At 72.0% G+C, this 23,370-nt stretch carries 23 protein-coding genes; 10 read left to right on the forward strand and 13 right to left on the reverse strand.

The window, feature by feature from the left end; genetic code table 11:
• Positions 1-147: 147 nt before the first annotated feature.
• The 3 genes from KBB57_RS05150 to KBB57_RS05160 form a co-directional block, all read right to left on the reverse strand.
• The gene (locus KBB57_RS05150) at positions 148-1,299 is read right to left on the reverse strand and encodes an ABC transporter permease (RefSeq protein WP_290747466.1); all 1,152 of its coding nucleotides are present in this window, start codon (positions 1,297-1,299) and stop codon (positions 148-150) included.
• Positions 1,299-2,255 carry an ABC transporter permease gene (locus KBB57_RS05155; RefSeq protein ID WP_290747467.1) on the reverse strand — a complete coding sequence of 319 codons (957 nt, stop codon included), beginning with the start codon at positions 2,253-2,255 and terminating at the stop codon, positions 1,299-1,301. The genes KBB57_RS05150 and KBB57_RS05155 overlap by 1 nt, the downstream gene beginning before the upstream one ends.
• 61 nt (positions 2,256-2,316) lie before the next feature.
• Positions 2,317-4,047 carry an ABC transporter substrate-binding protein gene (locus KBB57_RS05160; RefSeq protein WP_290747468.1) on the reverse strand — a complete coding sequence of 577 codons (1,731 nt, stop codon included), beginning with the start codon at positions 4,045-4,047 and terminating at the stop codon, positions 2,317-2,319.
• Positions 4,048-4,313: 266 nt separating this feature from the next.
• Here KBB57_RS05160 and KBB57_RS05165 point away from each other — a divergent pair, with 266 nt between their 5' ends.
• The gene (locus tag KBB57_RS05165; protein WP_290747469.1) at positions 4,314-6,044 is read left to right on the forward strand and encodes a SulP family inorganic anion transporter; all 1,731 of its coding nucleotides are present in this window, start codon (positions 4,314-4,316) and stop codon (positions 6,042-6,044) included.
• 27 nt (positions 6,045-6,071) lie between these two features.
• Positions 6,072-6,962: a tRNA (adenosine(37)-N6)-dimethylallyltransferase MiaA gene (miaA, locus tag KBB57_RS05170; protein ID WP_290747470.1), complete on the forward strand. Its 891-nt coding sequence runs from the start codon at positions 6,072-6,074 to the stop codon at positions 6,960-6,962.
• 104 nt (positions 6,963-7,066) lie between these two features.
• On the opposite strand, the gene KBB57_RS05175 is transcribed toward miaA, so the two are convergent.
• The 10 genes from KBB57_RS05175 to KBB57_RS05220 form a co-directional block, all read right to left on the reverse strand.
• On the reverse strand, positions 7,067-8,017 hold the full coding sequence (locus KBB57_RS05175; RefSeq protein WP_290747471.1) for a phosphate acetyltransferase: 951 nt from the start codon (positions 8,015-8,017) through the stop codon (positions 7,067-7,069).
• A 26-nt stretch (positions 8,018-8,043) separates the two neighbouring features.
• On the reverse strand, positions 8,044-8,931 hold the full coding sequence (locus KBB57_RS05180) for an esterase-like activity of phytase family protein (protein WP_290747472.1): 888 nt from the start codon (positions 8,929-8,931) through the stop codon (positions 8,044-8,046).
• Between the two features lie 8 nt (positions 8,932-8,939).
• Entirely contained in the window at positions 8,940-9,794 is an 855-nt protein-coding gene (gene mepA / locus KBB57_RS05185) for a penicillin-insensitive murein endopeptidase (RefSeq protein WP_290747473.1), read from the reverse strand.
• Entirely contained in the window at positions 9,791-11,149 is a 1,359-nt protein-coding gene (locus KBB57_RS05190) for an MFS transporter (protein ID WP_290747474.1), read from the reverse strand. Before KBB57_RS05190 ends, mepA begins: the two co-directional genes overlap by 4 nt.
• Before the next feature lie 458 nt (positions 11,150-11,607).
• Positions 11,608-12,321, reverse strand: a complete 714-nt coding sequence (locus KBB57_RS05195) for an endonuclease/exonuclease/phosphatase family protein (protein WP_290747475.1) — start codon at positions 12,319-12,321, stop codon at positions 11,608-11,610.
• Between the two features lie 63 nt (positions 12,322-12,384).
• Positions 12,385-13,581 (reverse strand): type III PLP-dependent enzyme, encoded by a 1,197-nt coding sequence (locus KBB57_RS05200; protein WP_290747513.1) that lies wholly within the window; start codon positions 13,579-13,581, stop codon positions 12,385-12,387.
• Between the two features lie 270 nt (positions 13,582-13,851).
• On the reverse strand, positions 13,852-14,349 hold the full coding sequence (locus tag KBB57_RS05205; RefSeq protein WP_290747476.1) for a copper chaperone PCu(A)C: 498 nt from the start codon (positions 14,347-14,349) through the stop codon (positions 13,852-13,854).
• A gap of 8 nt (positions 14,350-14,357) precedes the next feature.
• Entirely contained in the window at positions 14,358-14,645 is a 288-nt protein-coding gene (gene rpmB / locus KBB57_RS05210; RefSeq protein ID WP_290747477.1) for a 50S ribosomal protein L28, read from the reverse strand.
• 123 nt (positions 14,646-14,768) lie between these two features.
• Entirely contained in the window at positions 14,769-16,124 is a 1,356-nt protein-coding gene (locus KBB57_RS05215) for a hypothetical protein (protein WP_290747478.1), read from the reverse strand.
• A gap of 13 nt (positions 16,125-16,137) precedes the next feature.
• On the reverse strand, positions 16,138-16,692 hold the full coding sequence (locus KBB57_RS05220; protein WP_290747479.1) for a hypothetical protein: 555 nt from the start codon (positions 16,690-16,692) through the stop codon (positions 16,138-16,140).
• Between the two features lie 398 nt (positions 16,693-17,090).
• Between KBB57_RS05220 and KBB57_RS05225 the strand changes: the two genes are divergently transcribed.
• From KBB57_RS05225 to KBB57_RS05260, 8 genes are all read left to right on the forward strand, one after another.
• Positions 17,091-17,846, forward strand: a complete 756-nt coding sequence (locus KBB57_RS05225; protein ID WP_290747480.1) for a transporter substrate-binding domain-containing protein — start codon at positions 17,091-17,093, stop codon at positions 17,844-17,846.
• Positions 17,847-17,867: 21 nt separating this feature from the next.
• Positions 17,868-18,557, forward strand: a complete 690-nt coding sequence (locus tag KBB57_RS05230) for an ABC transporter permease subunit (RefSeq protein ID WP_290747481.1) — start codon at positions 17,868-17,870, stop codon at positions 18,555-18,557.
• Complete coding sequence (locus KBB57_RS05235; protein ID WP_290747482.1) at positions 18,547-19,239, forward strand: ABC transporter permease; 693 nt, start codon at positions 18,547-18,549, stop codon at positions 19,237-19,239. Before KBB57_RS05230 ends, KBB57_RS05235 begins: the two co-directional genes overlap by 11 nt.
• Positions 19,240-19,242: 3 nt before the next feature.
• Positions 19,243-20,460 (forward strand): RSP_2647 family RNA methyltransferase, encoded by a 1,218-nt coding sequence (locus KBB57_RS05240; RefSeq protein WP_290747483.1) that lies wholly within the window; start codon positions 19,243-19,245, stop codon positions 20,458-20,460.
• Between the two features lie 233 nt (positions 20,461-20,693).
• A complete protein-coding gene (locus KBB57_RS05245) occupies positions 20,694-21,224 on the forward strand; it encodes an RSP_2648 family PIN domain-containing protein (RefSeq protein WP_290747484.1) in 531 nt (176 codons plus the stop codon).
• Between the two features lie 87 nt (positions 21,225-21,311).
• A complete protein-coding gene (gene ccmI, locus KBB57_RS05250) occupies positions 21,312-22,532 on the forward strand; it encodes a c-type cytochrome biogenesis protein CcmI (protein WP_290747485.1) in 1,221 nt (406 codons plus the stop codon).
• Positions 22,529-23,005 (forward strand): Holliday junction resolvase RuvX, encoded by a 477-nt coding sequence (gene ruvX, locus KBB57_RS05255; RefSeq protein WP_290747486.1) that lies wholly within the window; start codon positions 22,529-22,531, stop codon positions 23,003-23,005. Before ccmI ends, ruvX begins: the two co-directional genes overlap by 4 nt.
• Positions 23,002-23,253 (forward strand): DUF1289 domain-containing protein, encoded by a 252-nt coding sequence (locus tag KBB57_RS05260; protein ID WP_290747487.1) that lies wholly within the window; start codon positions 23,002-23,004, stop codon positions 23,251-23,253. Before ruvX ends, KBB57_RS05260 begins: the two co-directional genes overlap by 4 nt.
• Positions 23,254-23,370: the final 117 nt, after the last annotated feature.

The following is a 23,370-nucleotide window of genomic DNA, read 5'->3' on the forward strand; positions in this document are numbered from 1 at the left end:
GGCCGCCGCCGCCGGCCGGACCCAGGCGCCGCGTCGAGGTCGCGCGCGCCCGAGCGTTCCGCCCGCGGCGCGCTGCCCCGTCGCGCCGGCGGCGCCGTCTCTCCGCCCCGGACGACGGGGCCGGCCCCGGGGGCGGTTCCATGCCGCTCAATCCCTCAGGCTCTGCTCGCGCATCGCGTCGGCGAGGAGGTTGAGGCCCAGCACCAGGCTCATGATGGCGAGGGCAGGGGGCAGGGCAGGGTGGACGTAGACGCGCAGGAGCTTGCGGCCCTCGTTGATCGTCGAGCCCCAGTCCGGGCTCTCCGGGCTGACGCCGAGGCCGAAGAAGCCGAGCGTCCCGAGGAGGATGGTGGTGTAGCCGATGCGGAGGCAGGCGTCGACGATCAGCGGGCCGCGGGCGTTCGGCAGGATCTCCCACATCATCACGTACCACGGGCTCTCGCCCCGGGTCTGCGCCGCGGCGACATAGTCGCGGGTCTTGATGTCGAGGGTGAGCCCGCGGACGATGCGGAACACCGTGGGCGAGGAGATGAACACCACGGCGAGGAAGATGTTGAGCGTGTTGGCGTCCATCGCGATCCGCCCCGTCGGATCCCAGACCCCGATCACCCCGAGATAGACGAAGCCGCCGACGAGGAGCGTCGGCCCGAGATAGAACCACAGCGTCTCCGGCCGCTCGCGGAAGCGGCTCCAGAAGAACATGACGAAGAAGAGCACCGGAAAGACGAAGAGCACCGCCGCCATCGTGCCGGGGATCGCGGTCTGCCGGATCTCCGGGGTAACCAGCAGGTAGAAGAGCAGGATCACCGGGAAGGCCAGCACCAGGTTGGCGAGGAACGACAGCACCGTGTCGAGCCAGCCGCCGAAATACCCCGCCGGCAGGCCGAGCATGATGCCCACCATGTAGGCGAAGAGCGTGGCGAGCGGCGCGATCACCATCACCGAGCGCGAGCCCCAGACCATTCGGCTGAACACGTCGCGCCCGAGCGCGTCGCCGCCGAAGAGATAGGGCAGGCCGGAGGCGGGGTCGATCGAGCCCGGCGGCTTGTTGCGCAGCGCGCTGATCTGCGCATAGGGGTCGAACAGCGCCACGTGGTCGGCGAGGATCGCGGTCAGCGCCCAGAACACCACCAGCGTGAAGCCGACCGTGCCGATCACCGTGTAGAAGATCCGCCCGTAGAGCCCCAGCCGCCGCCTGCGCGCGCAGCTGACGGCGAGGATCAGCGCCAGCCCGATCCAGACCGGCCAGAACTGCGCCAGCGTGCGGGCGAGGATGGCGAGCGGCGTCAGCGCCTCCATCAGCCGCTCACCCGGATGCGCGGGTTGAGCCAGACATAGCCGATGTCGGAGATGAGCTGCGTGACCAGCACGATCACCACCGCGACGATCGAGCAGGCGAGGAGCAGGTTGATGTCGTTGTTCGCCGCGCCCTCGATCAGCAGCCAGCCGAAGCCGCGGTAGTTGAAGAGCGTCTCGACGATGACCACGCCGGTCAGCAGCCAGGGGAATTGCAGCATGATCACCGTGAAGGGCGCGATCAGCGCGTTGCGGAGCGCGTGCCGCATCACCACGCCGCGGAAGCTCACGCCCTTCAGCCGCGCGGTGCGGATGTATTGCTGGGTCATCACCTCGGCCATCGAGGCCCGCGTCATCCGCGCGATGTAGCCCATGCCGTAGATGGCGATGGTCAGCACGGGCAGGGCGAAGTTGTAGAGGGTGATCCCCTCGTCCGCCGCCGAGGTCGCCGAGCCGGAGAACCATTGCAGCCCGACCATCTGGCTCGCGAAGATCACCGTCAGCACCACGCCCGAGACGTATTCCGGCGTCGAGGTCGTGGCGATGGCGATGGTCGAGAGCGCCCGGTCCTGGAACGAGCCCTCGCGCATCCCCGCCAGCACCCCGATCAGCAGCGCGCCGGGGATCATCACCACCATCACCCAGAACATCAGCTTGGCGGTGAGCCACAGCCGCGGCCACAGCACCTCCGAGACCGGCGCGTTGAACCGCGACGAGCGCCCGAAATCGCCCTGCACGGCCCCGCCCAGCCACTCGCCGTAGCGGACGAGGAAGGGTCGGTTGAAGCCGTTCTGGTCGAGCCAGACCTGGACCTGCTGCTCGGTGATGCGGCTGCCCGTCTGCTCCTTGGCGAGCTTGACGAGGTTCGGCTTGAGGTTGACCAGCGAGAACACGATCAGCGTCAGGCAGAGCGCCGTCAGCAGGATCACCCCGATGCGTTTCGCGAGAAAGACGACCACGGCCCCTTGCTCCCTCGGTAAGCCCCGGCGCGAACGCCGGGGCGGGTGGCGTGGGGATGGCTCAGGAGGCGAGCCAGGTCTTCTCCAGATGGATCTCGAAGGTCGGGTGCATGACGAGGCCGTGGACGTCGTCGGTCATGTGCCGGAAGGTCGAGCGCCAGTAGGCCTGGATCAGGATCCCGCTGTCCTGGATGATCTTCTCCATCTTGGCCATCACCTCGCGCCGCTTGTCCGGATCGGCGATCGCATAGGCCTCGGCCAGGAGCGCGTCGAACTCCGGATCGGCGAATCCGGTCTCGTTCCATGGCTCGCCCGAGCGATAGGCCAGCGCATAGACCTGCACCCCGAGCGGCCGCATGTTCCACTCGGTCGAGGAGAAGGGATAGCCCGTCCAGTTGTTCCAGAAGGTGTTGCCCGGCAGCACCGTGCGCTTGCAGTTGATCCCCGCGTCGCGCAGCTGCGCGGCCACCGCGTCGCAGGTGTTGCGGTTGAAGTCGTCGTCAAGCGAGATCAGCTCGATCTCGGTGTCGGCGTGTCCGGCCTCGGCCATCAGCGCCTTGGCCTTGGCCGGGTCGCGGGCCGGGGCAGGGAGCTCGAAATACTCCGGATGCATCGGTCCGACATGGTGGTTGTCGGCCTTGCGCCCCAGCCCCTGGTAGCCGAGGTCGAGCACCACCTGGTTGTCGACGGCGAGCTGCACGGCGTTCCGGACCTTCTGGTCGTCGAACGGCGGCTGGGTGACGTTCATCCGCACGCAGAGCGTGTTGGCCGTCACCGCCTCGGACTTGGCGAGACCGAGCCCGTCGAAGATCTCGACATAGGAGGGCGGGGTCTCGTAGCTCGTGTGGATCTCGCGCGCCTCGTAGGCGGCGATCGTCGCCGAGGGATCGGTGCCGTAGTCGACATACTCGACCCCGTCGAGGAAGACCGGCCCCATGTCCGGCACGGCGTCGCCCCACCAGGCCCCGTTCGTGCGCTTCTTGTAGACGCCGCGCACGCCGACCTCGGTCGAGACCAGCTCCCACGGGCCGGTGCCCACCGGATCGACCGACAGGTCCCCCGTGAAGCCGCGGTGCACGATCAGCGCCGGATAATCGGCGAAGTTCGGGATGATGGTGATGTCCGGGTTGGCGAGATGCAGCCTGACGGTGAGGTCGTCGACCTTCTCGATCGCGCCGTCGCGCGCGCCGAAGATCTCGCGCACCTGCTCCTCCTGCACGACGGTGCCGTCCTCCTTGGTGACGTCGCCGACGAACTTCTCCTCGCCCTTCTTCTCGAGCAGGGCGGCCATGCGCGTGCCCATCGAGTTGTTCGGCACATGGCTCTCGCACCACCGCGACAGGTTGAACACCACGTCGTCGGCGTTGAACGCGTCGCCATTGTTCCAGGTCACGCCCTTGCGGACATGGAGCGTGTACTCGTCCGCCTTGTCGTTGACCTCCCAGCTCTCGAGGAGCCAGGGCTGGAAGGTGAAGTCCGCGGTGTAGCGCACCAGCGGCTCGACGATCAGCCGGCCCTGGTTGCCTTTCTGCGACCAGTCGAAAATGCGCGGGTCGTCCATGCGCATCACCTGCATGGCGATCTTGATGACGCCGCCGGGCACGGGCTCCTGCGCGCGCGCCCGGGTCGGCATGGTCAGCCCGAGCATCCCCCAGGCGCCGGCGCCGGTGACGCCGAGCGCCGTCGCCGTGGCGAGGAACTCGCGGCGATCGAGCCGGCCCGCGCGCGCGGCCGCCGCCATGCGCAGGACCGCGGAATGCGGCGGCTTGCCGTTGATCGTCGGGATGTCCATGATCGTCGTCTCCCTGTTGTTTTTTCGGCCGGCCCCCATGGCATTGCAGAACGAAAACCGCCCGCGGTCAACCGGTCATTCCGTGAGCGACGCCCTGAGCGGCGGGGCCACGGCAGGGGACAGCCATCACGACCCCGCGCCTATATCGGATAAGCGAGATTATGTAACCAATCCCGACAACCCCTGACGGCGCGGCCCGGCGCCCTTGCCTCCCGCGCCGGAAAGCGCCACCACTCCCGCAACTCCCGCGACGGCGAAGCCCCCCGATGCCCACACCATCCCCTGTGGCCCTGACCAAACCCGCGCCGAAACCCGCGCCGGGCTTCGGTCCCACGGCGAGCTTCGCCGAGCTCTACACCCCGAAGCTCGTCACCGTGCTGCGCGAAGGCTACGGGCCCCGGCAGCTCCGCTCCGACGCCGTCGCCGGGCTCACCGTGGCGATCGTCGCGCTGCCGCTCAGCATGGCCATCGCCATCGCCTCCGGCGTCACGCCGGCCCAGGGCCTCTTCACCGCCATCGTCGGCGGCTTCCTCGTCTCGGCGCTCGGCGGCTCGCGCTTCCAGATCGGCGGCCCCGCCGGCGCGTTCATCGTGCTCGTCTCCGCCACCGTCGCCGAGCACGGCGTCGACGGGCTGATCCTCGCCACCGCGATCTCCGGGCTGCTGCTGGTCGGCGCCGGCTTCCTGCGCCTCGGAACCTACGTCAAGTTCATCCCGTTCCCGGTGACCGTCGGCTTCACCGCCGGGATCGCCGTCATCATATTCGCCAGCCAGTTGAAGGAGATATTTGGCCTTTCGCTGGAACACGAGCCCGGCGCGCTCCTCGAGCGTCTGCCCGCGCTCTGGGGCGCGCGCGCCACGGCGCACCCGGCCGCCATCGCCGTCTCGGCCGGGACCATCGCCGTCATCCTCGCGCTCCGCCGCTTCCGCCCGCACTGGCCGGGGATGCTGGTCGCCGTCGGGCTCGCCGCCGCGGCGACGGCGGCGTTCTCGCTGCCGGTCCACACCATCGGCAGCCAGTATGGCGGCATCCCCTCGGGCCTGCCCTCGCCGCACCTGCCCGAGCTCAGCCTCGAGCTCGTCTCCGCGGTCCTGCCCGCCGCCGTCGCCTTCACCCTCCTCGGCGCGATCGAGTCGCTCCTCTCCGCCGTCGTCGCCGACGGCATGACCGGGCGTCGGCACCGCTCGAACTGCGAGCTGGTGGCGCAGGGCGTGGCCAATGTCGGCTCGGCGCTCTTCGGCGGCTTCTGCGTCACCGGCACGATCGCCCGCACCGCCACCAACGTCCGCGCCGGCGCGCACGGGCCGGTGTCGGGGATGCTGCACTCCGCCTTCCTGCTGCTCTTCATGCTCGTCGCCGCGCCGCTCGCCGCCTTCATCCCGCTGGCGGCGCTCGCCGGCGTGCTGGCGGTCGTCGCCTGGAACATGATCGAGAAGCCGGCCATCGCCGTGCTCGTCCGCTCCGGCTGGGGCGACGCCGCGGTGCTCGGCGTCACCTTCCTGCTGACGATCTTCCGCGACCTGACCGAGGCGATCATCGTCGGCTTCGCGCTCGGCTCGGTGCTCTTCATCAACCGGATGAGCCAGCAGGCGGCGGTCGAGACCGAGACGCCCTTCGTCGGCCAGGACGTCGCCGACGCCGGCACCGGCTACGACGAGGCGACGGCCGCCAACCCCGCCGTCGTGGTCTACCACATCACCGGCGCGTTCTTCTTCGGCGCGGCCGCCTCGATCGGCTCGGTCCTCGACTCGATCCAGGACACCAACCGCGCCCTCGTCCTCGACTTCGCCCTGGTGCCCTTCCTCGATTCCACCGGCGCCAACGTCGTCGAGGGCCTCGCGCGCAAGTCGCATCGCCGCGGCGTCCGTCTCTACATCGCCGCCGCCAACCCCGAGATCCGCCGGGCGCTGCTCACCCACGGCGTCCGCCCGCCCGAGGCCCGCTTCACCTCGACCGTGGCGAGCGCGCTGGCCCGCGAGGCCGAGCGCGCCTCGTGAGCGCATCCTGAGCCGGAGCCGGACGCCTTGCGCCCGATCCTGATCGCCGGCCCGACCGCCAGCGGCAAGTCGGCGCTGGCGCTGGCGCTGGCCGAGCGCGACGGCGGCGTCGTCGTCAACGCCGACGCGCTGCAGGTCTACGCCTGCTGGCGCGTGCTGACCGCGCGACCCTCCGACGCCGACCTCGCCTGCGCGCCGCACCGCCTCTACGGCCACGTCCCCTGCGACGCCCCCTACTCCGTCGGCGCCTGGCTCGCCGAGGCCACGGCCGCGCTCGCCGAGGCCCGAGCCGCCGGCCGCCGGCCGATCGTCGTCGGCGGGACGGGCCTCTACTTCGAGGCGCTGACCCGCGGCCTCGCCGTCATCCCGCCGACGCCGCCCGAGGTGCGCGCCCGCGCCATGGCCCGCCTCGCCGAGGGCGGCCGCGCCGCGCTCGAGGCCGACCTCGCCCGCGACGACCCCGAGACGCTCGCCGGCCTCGACCGCCGGAACCCGATGCGGCTGATGCGCGCCTGGGAGGTCGTCGCCGCCACCGGCCGCGGCCTCGCCGCCTGGCGGCGCGACCCCGCCCCGCCGGCCCTGCCCCTCAATGCCACCGCGCACGTGGTCGTCGAGGTCGACAAATCCCGCCTCGCCAATATCATCCGCGCGAGAATTGATAAGATGATCGAAGCCGGCGCGGTCGACGAATGCCGCCGCTTCCTCGCCGGCGGCCACGACCTCGCCGCCCCCTCCGGCCGGGCGATCGGCGCGGCCGAGCTCGCCGCCTTTCTCGACGGCCGCCTCCCCCTCGACGCCGCCCGCGAGGCCATGGCCATCGCCACCCGCCAATACGCCAAACGCCAGCGCAGCTGGCTGCGCAACCGCATGGCCGACTGGCCCCGCATCGACGCGGGCGGCATCGGCAATATCAAATGATGTCAATCCTCTGACGCCATAACCTCCGCTGCTTCCGGACGCTTTCCCGCCGCGTCACGCGCATGCGCCAGCCACGCAGGCGCGCGCGGATCGGCGGCACAGGCTCACCCCGACACCGGCGCCACCCGCTTGCGGTGCGCGCTCATCAGCACCGCCACCGCGCAGGAGGCGAGCCGGCTCTCCACGCTGTCCGCCCGGCTGGTCAGGATGATCGGCACCCGCGCCCCGAGCACGATCCCGGCGGAATCCGCGTCCATCAGGAAGGTCAGGCTCTTCGCCAGCATGTTGCCCGCCTCGAGGTCCGGCACCACCAGCACGTCCGCCTGGCCCGCCACCGGCCCGCCGATCCCCTTGATCCGCGCCGCGTCCGGGCTGATCGCGTTGTCGAAGGCGAGCGGCCCGTCGAGGACGCCCCCGGTGATCTGCCCCCGCTCCGCCATCTTGCAGAGCGCCGCCGCCTCGATCGTGGTCAGGAGCTTGGGGTTCACCGTCTCCATCGCCGACAGGATCGCCACCTTCGGCGCCTCGTTGCCGATCGCATGCATCAGGTCGATCGCGTTCTGCACGATGTCGACCTTCTCCTCCAGCGTCGGCGCGATGTTGATCGCGGCGTCGGTGATCGCCAGCACGTTGTCGTGCCCGGGCACGTCCATGATGAAGCAATGGCTGAGCCGCCGCTCCGTCCGCAGCCCGCTCTCCCGCCGCACCACCGCCGCGAGCAGCTCGTCGGTGTGGAGAGAGCCCTTCATCAGGATCTCCGCCCTGCCCTCCCGCACCAGCGCCACCGCCTTCTCCGCCGCCTCGTGGCTGTGCGCCGCGTCGACGATCTCGTAGCGCGAGACGTCGATCCCCGCCTCCCGCGCCGTCGCCGCGATCTTCTCCCGCGGCCCGACGAGGATCGGCACGATCAGCCCGAGCTCGGCCGCGTCGGTCGCGCCCTCGAGCGCCCCCGGCGAGCAGGGATGCGCCACCGCGGTCACCGCCGGCGGCAGCTCCCGAACCTGCGCGATCAGCCGGTCGTACTTGCGCGCCGCGCCGGGGATCGTCTTGCTCACGGGGGGTGTCCTTTCGAGAAACCGCGTCAGCCCTCGACCACCACGTACTCGGCGATGGCGGTCGACTGCAGCGCAAAGAAGTTGTCGTCGGCGATCAGCGTCACCCGGGTCGCGCCCGCGTCGTCGCGCCAGACCGAGATGCCCTCGTAGTTGTCGACGCTCCCCGGACCGGTCTCGAGCAGCGTCACGCCCTCGTCGAACCCGTCGGCGCCGAGCTCGTAGCGGCGCACCCGCGTCGCGAAGCCGCTGTACCAGGCGAAGGCCCGCTCCAGCACGTAGAACCTCCCGTCCGGCCCGAAATCCGCGCCCGACACCAGGAACTCGCCCGAGCGCGGGATCTGCAGCTCCTTGTCCCAGATCCCGTCGCGCAGGCGATAGACCGGGAACGGCCGGTCGAGCTTGCCCGACCGCTCGGGGATCGCATAGAGCGCGCCTGCCCCGTCGATGGCGATCGCCTCCAGCGCCGAGTTGCCCTGCATCCGCTTGAAGTCGGGATGGCTCGGCACCCGGATCGCCGGCCCGTCGATGTCGTCGTAGCGCCGGATGCGGTGGAACCCCTCGAAGCTCACGTAGACCCGCCCCTCGGCGTCGAGCGCCACGCCCTCGGCGTCGGCCTCCTCGCCGCTCGGCAGCGGGTCGCCGTCGATGGCGTGCAGCCGCCCGATCCCGGTCAGCTCCGCCGCCTCCGGCGCGCCGTCCCCGCGCTCGAAGCGTCCCGTGGCCCAGCTGCCGCGGTCGCTGATCGCGAGGAAGGTCCGCCCGCCGTCCGCCACCTCGATCGCCGAGAAGCCGCCGAAGGCCGGGTCGTCGGCCGTCCACACGATGCGGCGCGCCAGCTCCAGCCGCGGCCCCGGCGAGGCCGCCTCGGCGAGCCCGATCGCGAGCGCGACGGCGAGCGTCAGCCCCCGGATCAATGCCGGCGTCACTTCCAGTTCAGCACGGCGGCGCACTGCTCCGGCAGGTCGGCGAGGCGCAGCGGCGGCCGCTTCGGCGGGACCGGCGCGTTCGGGTCGGGCGGCTCCAGCGCCTCGGTCACCCACCAGACCGCGTCGGCGCAGCCGTCGCCCGGCGGGATCGGATCGTTCGCGATGCACCCCGCCGCGCCTGGCGGGCACTTCAGCCGCACGTGGAAATGGTCGTCATGCCCCCACCACGGCCGCACCTTGCGCAGCCATTCCCGGTCGGACCGCTTCGCGTCGGCGCACATGGCGAGCTTCGCCGGCGCGGTGATGAAGATGCGCTCGACCTCCGGGTCGCGCGCCGCCGTCTCGACGATCGCCGCGAGCGCCGGGGTCCAGTTGCCGTTCACCTCGCGCTGGTTCGCCGCCTTGATCGTGTTCGACGACAGGCTCTCGCGCTGCGCCCGGCTGAGGTCGAGCCGCGTCGCCGGCAGCGTCCAGATGTCGACGTCGAGCCCGATCTGGTGGCTGGCGTGGCCCTTCACCGGCCCGCCGCGCGCCTGTCCGATGTCGCCGACATAGAGCCCCGCCCAGCCGTAGCGCGTCGCCTCGCGGCTCAGCCGCTCGATGAAGGCGATCATCTCGGGATGGCCCCAGTGATGGTTGCGCGACAACCGCATCGCCTGCCAGGTCGGCCCGCTCTCCGGCAATTGCACCGCCCCGGCGATGCAGCCCCGCGAGTAGCCGCCGATCGGCGTCGCCCGGTGGTCGGTCGGCGTCGACTTCGCCGCGAAGAGCGCCTGCGCCGTCTGCGCCCCGGCCATGGGCGCAAGCGCGGCGAGCGCGGCGAGCGCCAATGCGAAGAGCCGTCCGGTCATGCGGCCTGTCCTCGATGCTGCCCGGTTGTCGTTTTGATCCGGTATAGCAGCACCAGCCCGACGAGGAAAAGCAGGATCACCGGGCTGAGCCCCAGCCGCTGCGAGCCGGTCGCCGCGGTCACCGTGGCGATCAGCGTCGGCGCGAGGAAGGCCGTCGCCTTGCCGGAGAGCGCGAAGAGACCGAAGGCCTGCCCCGGCGCCATCCGCCCCTCGGCGAGGTGGATGAGCAGCGTCCGCGACGCCGCCTGCAACGCGCCCCCCGCCGCGCCGAGCAGCCCGCCCGCGACGAAGAACACGATGTCCGGCAGGCGGGAGCCGGGCGCGACCGGGATCGTCAGGACGGTCCCGCGCGTCGTCGTCACCAGCACGACGCAGAGCCCGACCAGCGTCCAGATGCAGCCGAGGATCACCGGCCGCGGTCCGAAGGCGCGGTCCGCCCGCCCGCCGAGCCAGGCCCCGACCGCGCCGACCGCCGCCGCCACGATGCCGAAGAGCCCGAGCTGGAACAGCCCCCAGCCGAGCACGCCCGCCGCATAGATGCCGCCGAAGGTGAAGACCCCGACCAGCGCGTCGCGGTAGACCATCGAGGCGACGAGGAAGAGGAGCAGGTCCCCCCGTCCCCGTCCCGATGCCGAGCGGATCGTCGCGGCGAGGTCGGCGATCCCGGCCCTGAGCGCGCCCCGCAGCGGCCGCGCCGGCGCGTCCGGCGTCCACAGGAACAGCGGCAGCGCGAAGACCACGTACCAGAGCGCCGCCAGCGGCCCGGTGGCGCGCGCCGGCTCCCCCTGCCCCGGGTCGAGCCCGAGGATCGGCGGAATGCCGATCAGCGTCGTCGTCGCCCCCGGCGCCGGCGCGAGCAGCGCCAGCGTCAGCACGAGCGACGCGACGCCCCCCACGTAGCCGAGCGCCCATCCCGAGCCGGAGATCCGCCCGAGCTCGGCCCGCGGCGCGAGCCCCGGCAGCATGGCGTTGACGAAGACCTGCCCGAGCTCCGAGCCGACGAAGGCGAGCCCGTAGGCGACGAGCACGATCGCCGGATCCGCCATCCGCGGCGTCGCCAGCCAGAACCCGAGGCAGCCGACCACGTAAGGGACCGACAGCGCCAGCACCCAGGCCTTGCGCGCCCCCGTCCGGTCCGCCACGGCGCCCAGCACCGGCGCCAGCACCGCCGTCAGCGCCCCCGCCCCGGCCGCCGCCGCCCCCCACAGCGCCTGCCCCCGCGCTGGGTCGCCGACCGCCTCGGCGACGAACCAGGGCGCGAAGACGAAGGTGACGATCAGCGTCTGGAACGGCTGGTTCGCCCAGTCGAACAGCATCCAGGCGAACACGCCCCTGCGCCCGGTCCCTGTCGGCATCGCGTCCCCGCCTCAGCTGCTTGCGCGTCTCATACGGGGTTCGGCCGATCCGTTCACCGGAAGATTTGATGCCGGGAATGGCGGCAAGGCCTCGCCGCGCCACGGCGCCAAGATGGCATGCGCATGTCATCCTGCTCCACGCGGAGCGGTTCGGGCAGGGAGGGCGCGAGCTTCAAGTGAATCGAACGGCGCCGCGAAATGCGGCGCTGATGACTGTGCAATGATTTTCACCGTTTATATTCAAAATATTTCGAAATATATTTGCGCGCAAATCAGCTTAGCCTAGATACGACGCCGATTTTTTGTGAATATCCAACAATGCTGGTAAATCGGTTCCGCGTCGCAACCCCGATCCAATCTGGGGATAACCCTGTTGATAAGCCTGTGCGTATCCTGTGAATATCTTGAAATCACAATTATATCAATGATATGACCGGCATCCCACAGTGCTACATTTCCTAGCCCAGCCGCACCCGCGCCTTGATCGGCAGGTGGTCGGAAGCCTTCCGGGCCAGCGGGCTGTCATGGGCGACGACCGGCCCGAGGATGCCGCCCGGGGTGGCGAGGATGCGGTCGAGGGCGAGGACGGGGAAATACGAGGGAAAGCTCGGCGCCCCGAGCCCGAGCGGGCCGAAGCTCGCCGAGAACCCGTGCAGCGCCGAGCGCCGCCCGTGCCGCCATTCGTTGAGGTCGCCCATCAGCACCGTCGGCCGGTCCGCCCCGTCGGCGGCATGGGCGAGCAGCCGCTCGACCTGCAGCCGCCGCGACTGCCGGAGCAGTCCCAGATGCGCCCCCACCACCCGCACCGGCCCGGAGGCGAGGTCGACGTCGGCGACCAGCGCCCCCCGCGGCTCCAGCCCCGGCAGCGTCACCTGGTGCAGGTCGCGCAACATCCCCTCACGGACGAAGATCATGTTGCCGTGCCAGCCCTTGCCGGCATGGCCGCTGACCACCGGCAGCGGCATCAGCCCGGCGTCGCGCTCGATGGCGGCGAGATCGAGCAGGCCCGCCCGGTCGCCGAACCGCCGGTCCGCCTCCTGCACCGCGAGCACGTCGGCCCCGATCTCGGCGATGACGGCGCCGATCCGGTCGGGATCGAACCTTCGGTCGATCCCGACGCACTTGTGGACGTTGTAGGAGGCGAAGAGCGCGCCGTCCTCGGCAGGCGTCATGTCGTCTCTCACCCGGGCCGCCGCGACCTTGCGGCGGCCCCTTCTATGCCCCCGCCCGGGGCCTCAGTCGAGGAACACGGCGTCGAGCGGCGGGAAGCCGTTGAAGCCGACCGACGAGTAGCTCGTCGTATAGGCGCCGGTGCAGAGGATCCGCACCTTGTCGCCCTCGCGCAGCCCGAGCGGCAGCTGCACGGGCCGCTTCTCGTAGAGCACGTCCGCCGAATCGCAGGACGGCCCGGCGAGGATGCACGGCCCGGTCTCGTCGTCGCCGTGCCGGGTCTCGATCTGGTAGCGGATCGCCTCGTCCATCGTCTCGGCGAGCCCGGAGAACTTGCCGATGTCGAGATAGACCCAGCGGGCGAGGTCGTCCTGGTCCTTCCTCGCGACCAGCAGCACCTCGGCGCAGATCACGCCCGCCTCGGCCACGAGCCCGCGGCCCGGCTCCGCCATCACCTCGACCGCCTCGCCGAAGCGGGCGCGCACCATCCGCATCACCTCGGCGCCATAGGCCGACGTCTCCGGCAGCGGGCTGCCGTAGAAGGCCGGGAAGCCGCCGCCGATGTTGAGGACGCGCAGCCGGTGCCCCTGCTCCGCCGCCTCGGTCCACAGCGCCAGCGCCGCGTCGAGCGTCGGCGCCCACAGCCGCGGCTCGCGCATCTGGCTGCCGACGTGGAACGAGATGCCCGCGACGTCGAGCCCGAGCAGCCGCCCGAGCCCCATCAGCCGCAGCGCCTCGCGTCGCGACGAGCCGAACTTGCGGCTGAGCGGCCACTCCGCCTCCGAGGTCTCGACCAGCATCCGCAGGATCACCCGCGCGCCCGGGGCGTGCTCGGCGATCTTGTAGAGCTCGGCCTCCGAGTCGGCGGCGAACTGCTCCACGCCGACGGCATGGGCATAGGCGATGTCCGAGGTCCGCTTGATCGTGTTGCCGAAGGCGACATGCCGCGCCGGCACGCCGAGCGCGAGGCAGAGCTCGATCTCGCCGCGCGAGGCCGCGTCGAACCGCGCCCCCTCCTCGGCCAGCGCCGCCACCACCTCGGGCGCCGGGTTGGCCTTGACGGCGTAGTGGATCGCCGTCGCCTCGCCGAGCCCCTCGGCGAGCGCGCGGTACTTGCCCCGCAGCATGGCGAGGTCGAACACCATCGTCGGCCGCTCGAACTCGCGGCTGCGGATATAGGCGTCCTGCCGCGGCGAGACCGCGCTGGCCTGGGGGTGGGCGTCGAAGGCGACGGGAATGCCCGTACGGGCGGCGACATGCATCATGGTCATCTCCATCAGACCGAGGGGCCCCGCGGGGCCTCGACGTTTCCAAAAGAGACGTTACCGTCGCTACTTGAGTTCGCGGTTCTTAGGCGCGCCCGAGCAGAGGTGCGTGCGTTGGCGTCAGGGGCCGGCATATGGGGCCGGACGACCCCGATGGCAAGCAAAAACTTACCCCTCGGCCGAACTTTTTCCGCGCCGCGGCGAATCCGTTAAATTCACGTTACGTCAATGTGATAATTCGTGAACGTGACGTTAACCAACGCGGGGTCAGCCGCCGTGGCCCATCCCGTGCTCCATGCCTCGCATCGGCGCGCCGACATGGACCTCCGCCGCGATCTCGACCCGGCCGGCGGTCTCGAAGACCAGCGTCAGCGGCAGGGTCCCGCCGTCCTCGAGCGGCGCGGCGAGGCCCATCAGCATGACGTGGGCGCCGCGCGGCGCGAGCGTCGCCGCGCCCCCGGCCGGCGCCTCGACGCCGTCCCCGAGCGCGACCATCCGGGCGACGCCGTCGGTGACCACGGTCTCGTGCAGCTCGGCCCGCCGCGCGGCCGGCGTCTCGACCGCGACGAGCCGGTCCGCCGTCGCGCCGGCGTTGGCGATGGTGAGATAGGCCGCGGCCGTCGGCGCGGCCGCGGTGGCGGCGACCACCTCCGCCCCGCTGATCGTCAGCGCCCCGGCGCGGATTGTCGCCCCGGACTGGGCTGCGGCGGCGACAGGCCCGAGAAGGGCGCCGGCGATCGCCAGCGCCCGGAACGGCGACGTCATGGCGGGCCTCAGGCGGCCGGCTGCGCCTTGGCGATGTCGCGCTTGATCTTCAGCGCCTTCGGCGACAGCTCGGCGTCGTCGGCGCGGGCGAGGAAGGCGTCGAGCCCGCCCCGGTGGTCGATCGAGCGCAGCGCCGCGGCGGAGATGCGCAGGCGGTAGCTCTGGCCGAGCGTCTCGGAGGCGAGCGTCACCTCGTTGAGGTTCGGCAGGAAGCGCCGCTTGGTCTTGTTGTTGGCGTGGCTGACGTTGTTGCCCGTCATCACGCCCTTGCCGGTCAGTTCACAACGACGGGACATAGGCTCGGTCCTTGCACGCCAAGGGGGCCGGCTCCGGCCGCACCTCGGAAATTCGGAGGTGCGTGCGTTAGCCCAACCCGCGCCGAGCGTCAACCCGGCGCGGCCCCGCAAGTCGACGCGCGCTCAGGCGAAGGCGTCGTCGGAGGCGAAGATCTGGGTCGCCGGGTCGGCGACGATGTCGGCGAAGCTGTCGGCGTTCGGCGGCGCGCCGCGAACGTCGATGATGAGCGCGCCGATGGTCACGCGCAGGTCGCCCGGCCCGCTCGGGGCGAACGTGGCGATGGCGTCGAGGTCGTCGACGAGGCCGGGCGCGCCCAGGTCGGAGAGGCCGAGGATCTCGAAGCGATCGACGGCGCCGTTGAAGTCGAGCAGGCGCGTGCGCTGTCCCGTCGCGGCGAACGGCTCGATGACGAAGGTGTCGATGCCGGCCCCGGTACGGATTTGGTTCGCGTTGCCGCCGCTGACGTAGATCCGATCGTCCCCATCGCCGCCGGATACCGTGTTGAAGCCGAGGGCGACGGTGATCACGGCGAAGAGGGTGTCATCGCCAGACCCGCCGTAGAGACCGTTGGCGTAGCCCTGGTTGCCGTCGAGGGGGCTGGTGACCTCGATGCGCGCGCGCAACTCGTCGTTCCCGTTCTCGCCAGACAGCGAGTGGCTTACGTTGCGGTGACGCGCGAAGGGCGCGGCGCTGCTCGCCACGATCTTGTCGTCGCCGTCGCCGCCCCAGACGAAGGTGTGCTGGGTCGCGGAGAAGCCCGGCTGGGCAGTCTGCCGGACCCAGATGTCGTCGTCTCCCGCCTGCCCATATACCCAGGAGGTCTGATCCATGTCCCCGAGGCTCGAGGCGCTCGTGCGCAAGCGGACCGTGTCGTCGCCGCGGCCCGCATCTACGCTCGTGACGCACCTCAAATCCTCGTCGCCGGTAAACCGCAAACGGACGCCGATCATGTCATTGCCGGAGCCGCCGGAGAGCGCGAGCCTGCTGACCTCAGGCGGTCTCATGCCGATCCTGTTCATGGAGAAGTCGAGCAGAACGGTATCGTCGCCCGCTCCTCCGAGGATGGCGATGTCGTAGTAGCCGCCGCTGGAGAACCGCTCGAGCGACAGCGCGACGTCGATGACGTCATTGCCGGCGTTGCCGTTCAGCCGCAGCGTGGAGTAAAGCGCCGACCCCTCGTCCAGGCCGTCGAAGTCGAAACGCGCGCCGAGATCGTCGTCGCCGTCGCCGCCGCTCTGGGTCACGTCATAGGACCATCCGAGCCGGTCCTCGATGCTGAGCCATGACCGCAGCGTGTCGTCGCCGTCGCCGCCGAGCAGGGTCGGGTCGCTGTAGCCGCTCTCCAGGTAGTCGTCGCCGCCGAGGCCGTCGAGGGTCTGGCCGTCCTCGGTCGCGGTAAGATGATCCGGCCCCGGCGTGCCGAGGTAGAGAGCCTCGAGCGGCGTCGCCACCGCGGCGCGCTCGGATTTGGCAGTCATGGCGTTCCTCCTGTTATGGCGATGGCGGCCGGACGTGGCCGCTTTCAGGCGAAGGCGTCGTCGGAAGCGACGATCTGCGTCGCCGCATTGGCGACGAGGTCGGCGAAGCTGTCGGCGTTCGGCGGCGCGCCGGAGCCCCGCCGAGAAGGAGGAAGTCGAAGGAGAGCTCGGGATAGATGGCATAGCTGTCGAAGCTCGCCGTGACGTTGATCCGGTCGTTCCCGTCGCTGCCGCTCGCGAGGAGGGACGCACTGCCCGCGTAGGCGGACGGCGAGCTTTCGGCGGCGTCGAGCCTGACCGTCAGGCGATCGTCGCCGACGCCGCCGTCGAGCGTCGCAGCCCAAGCCGGCGTCGCGGCGCCGAGCGAGTACGTCGAGAGCATCCGGTCGTCGCCGGCGCCGCCGAACAGGGAGGTGTCCGTGAAGGCGGTGCTCAGCCGATCGTTCCCCCGCTGGCCGGCGACGGTCTGGCCGTCAGCGGCGACAGCGATCGTGTCGGGGCCAAGCGTCCCGCGGACTATGTCCGCCAGGGCGGTCACCTCACGGACGCGGTTGAGTCGAGGGGCCATGATTTCCTCCCGGTTCCTCAGGTCCGGCCCCGGTCGGCGGGGACCGGTCGAGGCGCCTTCGGAGCCGGCGGCGGAGCCGTCCCCCGTCGCGCCGACGCCTCCGCCGCGCAGTCGCCCTTAGTCCCGGAACACCCCACCCTCCCGCAGGCTCCCGGCAAAGGATAGCACAATGCGCGATTCCTTCCATCGTCCGGAGCGCCCGGCGGAGCCCGGGGGAGCGCGAGGCCGGCCCGGACCGAGGACCCGCAGGCTCGCGGGAGCGGGAAACGGCTCCGGACGGGGGGCGGAGATGCTGCGGGCCGCTCCGCGGCGTCTCCGGGCGCGAAGTCGCTTGACCTGCGCCGGGGCTCATCTACCAATCGGCACGAGGGAGACTTAACTCCGACAGGGGGCTCGACATGCGGAAACTGCTCGCGGCGACGGCGTTGTGCCTGGCGACCACGCCGGCCTTCGCCCTGAACGTCTGCGTCGAGGGCGCCTACCCGCCTTTCTCCGAGACGGCGTCGGACGGCTCGATCGTCGGCTTCGACATCGACATCGCCAACGCCATCTGCGAGCAGATCGGCGACACCTGCAACCTCGTGAAGGTCGACTGGGACGGCATCATCCCGGCGCTGCTCGAGAAGAAGTGCGACGCCATCGTCGCCTCGATGTCCTCGACCGCCGAGCGCAAGCAGGTGATCGACTTCACCGCCAAGTACTACCAGGTCCCGAACGAGTTCGTCGGCCGCGCCGACAGCGGCATCGACCCGGCGGCGCCGGGCGGGCTCGACGGCAAGGTGGTGGGCGCGCAGCGCGGCACCATCCACCAGGCCTACGTGGAGAAGCACTATCCGGGCGTGCAGCTCACCCTCTACGGCAGCCAGGACGAGGCGATCCTCGACCTGACCTCCGGCCGCATCGACCTGATCGTCGGCGACGCGATCCAGCTCGAGGAGGGCTTCGTCAACACCCCGGCGGGCGAGGGCTACGCGCGGATCGGCGAGCAGTTCTACGACCCCGAGATCCACGGCGAGGGCGCCGCTATCGGCGTCCGCAAGGAGGACACCGAGCTGCGCGACAAGCTCTCGGCGGCCATCCTCGCCATCCGCGACAGCGGCAAGTACCAGGAGATCGAGAAGAAGTACTTCAAGATCGACATCTACGGTTCCTGACGCCCGCGGCGGGACGCACGGATGACGCAGCTCATCGCCTACGCGCCGCTGCTCGCCAAGGGCGCGCTGATCACCATTGCGCTCGCGCTCCTGTCGCTGGCGGTCGCGACCGCCCTCGGCGCGCTCGGCGCCGCCGGCAAGATCGCCGGCGGCCGCATCGCCCGGATGGTGGTGCAGCTCTACACCACCATCGTCCGCGGCGTGCCGGACCTGGTGATGATCCTGCTCATCTACTTCGGCGGCCAGCGGCTGGTGAACATCGTGATGGGCGTCTTCGGGGCCGGGCCGCTGACCGTCTCGCCCTTCGTGGCGGGCATGCTCGCCATCGGCTTCATCTACGGCGCCTACCTGACGGAGACCTTCCGCGGGGCCTACATGACGATCCCGCGCGGCCAGACCGAGGCCGCGCAGGCGCTCGGCCTCGGCAGCTGGCCGATGGTGCGCAAGGTGATCGCGCCGCAGCTCGTCCGCTTCGCGCTGCCGGGCTACGCCAACGTCTGGCAGGTGCTGGTGAAGTCCACGGCCGTCGTCTCGGTGATCGGGCTGCAGGATCTCGTCGGCCTCGCCAACGACGCCGGCAAGACCGCGCGGCAGCCCTTCGTGTTCTTCACCGCGGTGCTGCTCGTCTATCTCCTCTTCACCTTCCTCTCCCAGCAGGTCTTCGGCTGGCTGGAGCGGCGGCACGCGCTGGTGGGCCATCATGCGCGTTGACCTCGTCCTCGAGAACTGGCGGCTCTTCGCGGCGGGCACGTGGATGACGCTGCAGCTGACGTTCCTCGCGCTGCTGGTCGGCTTCTGCATCGCGCTGCCCTCCGGCATCGCCCGCGCCCGCAAGACGCCGGTCTGGTCGCAGCTGATCAACGGCTACGTCTACCTGTTCCGCGGCACGCCGCTCCTGGTGCAGACCTTCCTGATCTACTACGGCCTGTCGCAGTTCGAATGGATCCGCGACAGCTGGGCCTGGACGTTCCTGCGCTCGCCCTGGTGGTGCGCGCTCATCGCCTTCTCGCTGAACTCGGGGGCCTATGCCACCGAGATCATCCGCGGGGCGATCGAGACCACGCCGCGCGGCGAGATCGAGGCGGCGAACGCGCTCGGGCTGTCGAAGCGGCAGGTGGATTTCCTGGTGCTGATCCCCTCGGCGATGCGGCGCGCCCTGCCCCAGTATGGCAACGAGGTCGTATTCATGGTGCATGGCACGGCGGTGGCGAGCGTCATCACCATCCAGGACATCCTCGGGGCGGGCCGCACGCTCAACGCGCGGTTCTACCTCGCCTACGAGGGCTTCCTGACCGCCGCGGCGCTCTACATGCTCATCACCTTCTGCCTCGTGTTCCTGTTCCGCCAGCTGGAGCGGCATTACCTCAGGCACCTGCGGCCGCGGTCGGCCTGAGCGATGCCGGACGAGGAGGACGGCGCGCCGCGCGGCCGGCCGGTGGCGCGGCTGACCCAGAAGGCGCCGGCGCAGCAGATCCGCCGGGGCGCGCCCTGGGTCTACGCCGACCAGCTGGCGATGGACCGGCGCACCCGCGCCATCCCGGCCGGTTCGATCGTCGAGCTGCAGGACGCGGCGCGGGCGCCGCTCGGCGTCGCCGCCTTCAACCCCGGCTCGAAGATCGCGGCGCGGATGCTCGACCGCGACCCCGGCGCGACGATCGACGCGGGCTGGTTCGCGGCGCGGCTGCGGCGGGCGCTGGCGCTGCGGGAGACGCTTTACGAGGCGCCCTGGTATCGTCTGGTCCATGCGGAGGCGGACGGGCTGCCGGGGATCGTGATCGACCGCTTCGGCGACGCGCTGGCGGTGCAGCCGAACGCGGCCTGGGCCGAGGCGCATCTTGGCGCGCTGGTCGCCGCCCTGCGGGAGGTGACGGGCGCGCGGACGGTGGTGAAGAACGCCGGCGGGCGGGCGCGGGCGCTGGAGGGGCTGTCGGAGGAGACCGTCCTCCTCTCGGGCGGGCTCGACGGGCCGGTGGCGACGCCGATGAACGGGGCGACCTACCTCGCCGACCTGCTCGGCGGGCAGAAGACCGGGCTCTTCTACGACCAGCGGCCCAACCACGCCTTTGCGGCGCGGCTGGCGAAGGGGCGGAGCGTGCTCGACGTGTTCTGCCATGTCGGGGGCTTCGGGCTCGCGGCGCTGGTCGGCGGGGCGGCGCGGGCGCTCGGGGTGGACGGCTCGGCGCCGGCGCTGGCGCTGGCCGAAGGAGGCGCGCGGGCCTCGGGGGTGGCGGACCGCTACGAGGTCCGCAAGGGCGACGCCTTCGACGCCATGGCGGCGCTCGCCGCCGAGGGGGCGCGGTTCGGCGTGGTGGTGGCCGATCCGCCGGCCTTCGCGCCGAGCCGCTCGGCGCTGGAGGCGGGGCTGCGGGCCTATGAGCGGGTGGCGCGGCTCGCGGCGGCGCTGGTCGAGCCGGACGGGTTCCTCGTGCTCTGCTCGTGCAGCCACGCCGCCGACCTCGGCCGCTTCCGCGAGGCGAGCCTGCGCGGGGTCGGCCGCGCCGGCCGGGCGGCGCAGATCCTGCACACCGGCTTCGCCGGGCCGGACCATCCGACCCATCCCGCGCTCGCCGAGACGGCCTACCTGAAGGCGCTGTTCCTGCGGCTCGGCCCGTGATCCGCGGCGGGTGTTCACGCGTGAATATTCGTCAAGCCGTTGATTTGTTTCATTGTGTTATACTGTAACAATCGACCCCGGCGCGCTCCGCGACGGGGGCATGGGTGGGACCAGGGGCGCCGCCTCGCCTCGCGACGGCTCCCGCAGATCTACGCATTTCAACCCGCTCGACGCGGGGCGGTCGGGACAGGGAGGGCGCCCGGCGCCGGCGTCGTGTCCCGGCGCGGCGCGCCGTGAGGGTCCTCCTCGACGCGAACGTGCTGATGCCCTCGATCCTGCGGGCGGTGCTGCTCGGCGCGGCGGCGGCCGGCGGGTTCGCCCCGCTCTGGTCGGCGCGCATCCTCGAGGAATGGGCCCGCGCCGCGCGCCGTCGCGGGCCGGAGGTGGAGGCCGAGGCGCGCGCGGCCATCGCGGCGCTGCGGGCCGAATGGCCCGGGGCCGAGGTCCCGGCAGACCCGGACCTCGAGGCGACCCTGGCGCTCCCCGATCCGGACGACCGGCATGTGCTCGCCGCCGCGGTGACCGGCGGCGCCGGCGTGCTCCTGACCCGCGACCGCGCCGACTTCCCGCCGCGGACGCTGGCGCGCCACGGCGTCCTGCCGCGCGAGCCGGACGGCTTCCTCTGCGACCTCCTCGCCGACGGGGTCGATCTCGCGGCGGTGGCCGCAGCCGTGGCGGCGCGCACGGAGACGCGTCCCGAGCCGCGGGCGCTCCTGAAGCGGGCGGGCCTGCCCCGTCTCGGCAAGGCGCTGGCCGCGCGCTGACGCGCGATCACGGCCTTGCGCGGCCGCGGGTCGTTGTGCCCCGGCGGCGGCGCGGCTAGGGTCCGGCGCGACGCGGCGGGGCCCTTCATGCAGGCAGGAGCGATGTTCTGGATCGTGGCGACGGCGCTGCTGCTCGCCGTCGGCGCCACGGTGCTGCGGCCGCTGCTGCGCGGCGGCCGCGGGGCGGAGCGGCGGGCGAGCTACGACCTGCGCGTCTACCGCGACCAGCTGCGCGAGGTGGAGAGCGACCTTGCCCGCGGCGCGATCACCGCGGACGAGGCCGCGGCAGTCCGCGTCGAGGTCTCGCGCCGGCTCCTCGCCGCCGCCGACGCCGAGGCGACGGAGGCCTCCGCCGTCGAGGCCCCCGAGCGCGCCTCGCGCGCTGCGGCGATCGCGGCGGCGGTGGCCCTCGTCCTCGCGGCGGCCGGCGTCTATGCGACGCTCGGCGCGGCGGGCCGGCCGGACGCGCCGCTGACCGAGCGGCTGGCGGCGCTCGCCCGCGCCCGGGCCGAGCGGCCGAGCCAGGCCGAGGTCGAGGCGATGGCCGCGGAGGCGGGCCACCCCTCGCCCCCCCGGCCGCCGGCGCTCGCGCCGGACGACGCCGCCCTGCTCGACCGGCTGCGCGTGGCCGTGGCGGCGCGGCCGGACGACCCCACCGGGCAGCGGCTGCTCGCCCGGACCGAGCTGTCGCTGGGGAACTGGGCGGCAGCGCGCGAGGCGTGGCGGCGGGCGGTGGATCTCGCGGGCGCGGAGGCGACGGCGGAGGATGTCGTCGGCCTCGCGGAGACGATGATCCTCGCCACCAACGGCTATGTCTCGCCGGAGGCCGAGGCGTTGCTGACCCGGGCGCTGACGCTCGCGCCGGACGATCCGGCGGCGCGCTACTATTCCGGGCTGGCGCTGCTGCAGGGCGGCCGGCCGGACATGACCTACAGCCTGTGGTCGCGGCTGCTGGCCGAGGGGCCGGCGGACGCGCCGTGGATCCCGCCGATCCGGGCGCAGATGCCCGAGGTCGCGGCGCTCGCGGGGCGGCAGCCGCCGCCGGAGGCGTCCGGCGCGCCCGGGGCCGCGACGGACGAGGACCGCGACGCGATGATCGAGGGCATGGTGGCGGGTCTCGCCGACCGGCTCGCCGCCGATGGCGGCCCGCCGGAGGACTGGGCGCAGCTCATTCGCTCGCTCGGCGTGCTCGGGCGCGGCGACGAGGCGACGGCGATCTGGCGCGAGGCGCGCGAGGTCTTCGCCGCCGATCCCGCGGCGCTGGCGCTCCTGCGCGAGACCGCGACGCAGGCGGGGCTGACGGAATGACCGCGGCGTTCGACGACCCGGTCGCCTTCGCCGCGGCGCTGCCGGCGCGGGGGGCGCTGGCCGGCCTCGACCTCGGGACGGCGACGATCGGGGTGGCGGTGTCGGACGTCGACCGCCGCATCGCCTCGCCGCTGCGGACGATCCGCCGGAAGAAGTTCGGCGAGGACGCCGCGGCGCTCCTCGCGCTGGTCGCCGAGCGGGGGATCGCCGGGATCGTGCTCGGCCTGCCGCGCAACATGGACGGCAGCGAGGGCCCGCGGGCGCAGTCGACCCGCGCCTTTGCGCGGAACCTCGGGCGGCTGACCCCGCTGCCGCTGGCGTTCTGGGACGAGCGGCTGTCGACGGTGGCGGCGGAGCGGGCGCTGCTGGAGGCCGACGCCTCGCGGCGCCGGCGGGCCGAGGTGATCGACCACGTGGCGGCGGGCTACATCCTGCAGGGGATGCTCGACCGGCTGGCGAGGCTCGCGCCGTGAGCGACGAGATCTGGAAGCGCGAGGAGGTGGAGAGCCCCTGCGTGAAGGTCTGCGTCATCCACCCGGAGGCGCGGCTCTGCGTCGGCTGCCATCGCAGCATCGACGAGATCGCCCGCTGGTCGCGGATGACCCCGGCCGAGCGGCGGGCGGTGATGGCCGAGCTGCCGGCCCGGGCCGCGCTCGTCGCGCCGAGGCGGCGCGGCGGCCGCGCCGGGCGGCTGGGGCGGGAGCCCGGGGCGGGGGAGTGATCCCGGGGCAATTCACGGAATGTGCTCGCAGAGGCCTCTGCGAAAGGCCCTGACGAGGAGCGGACCGAGGCGGGCGAGGATGCGGGGCGCGCGGCTAACACGCGTGTTAGCCGGGTC

This window comes from Amaricoccus sp. (assembly GCF_017993425.1).
GTDB lineage: Bacteria > Pseudomonadota > Alphaproteobacteria > Rhodobacterales > Rhodobacteraceae > Amaricoccus.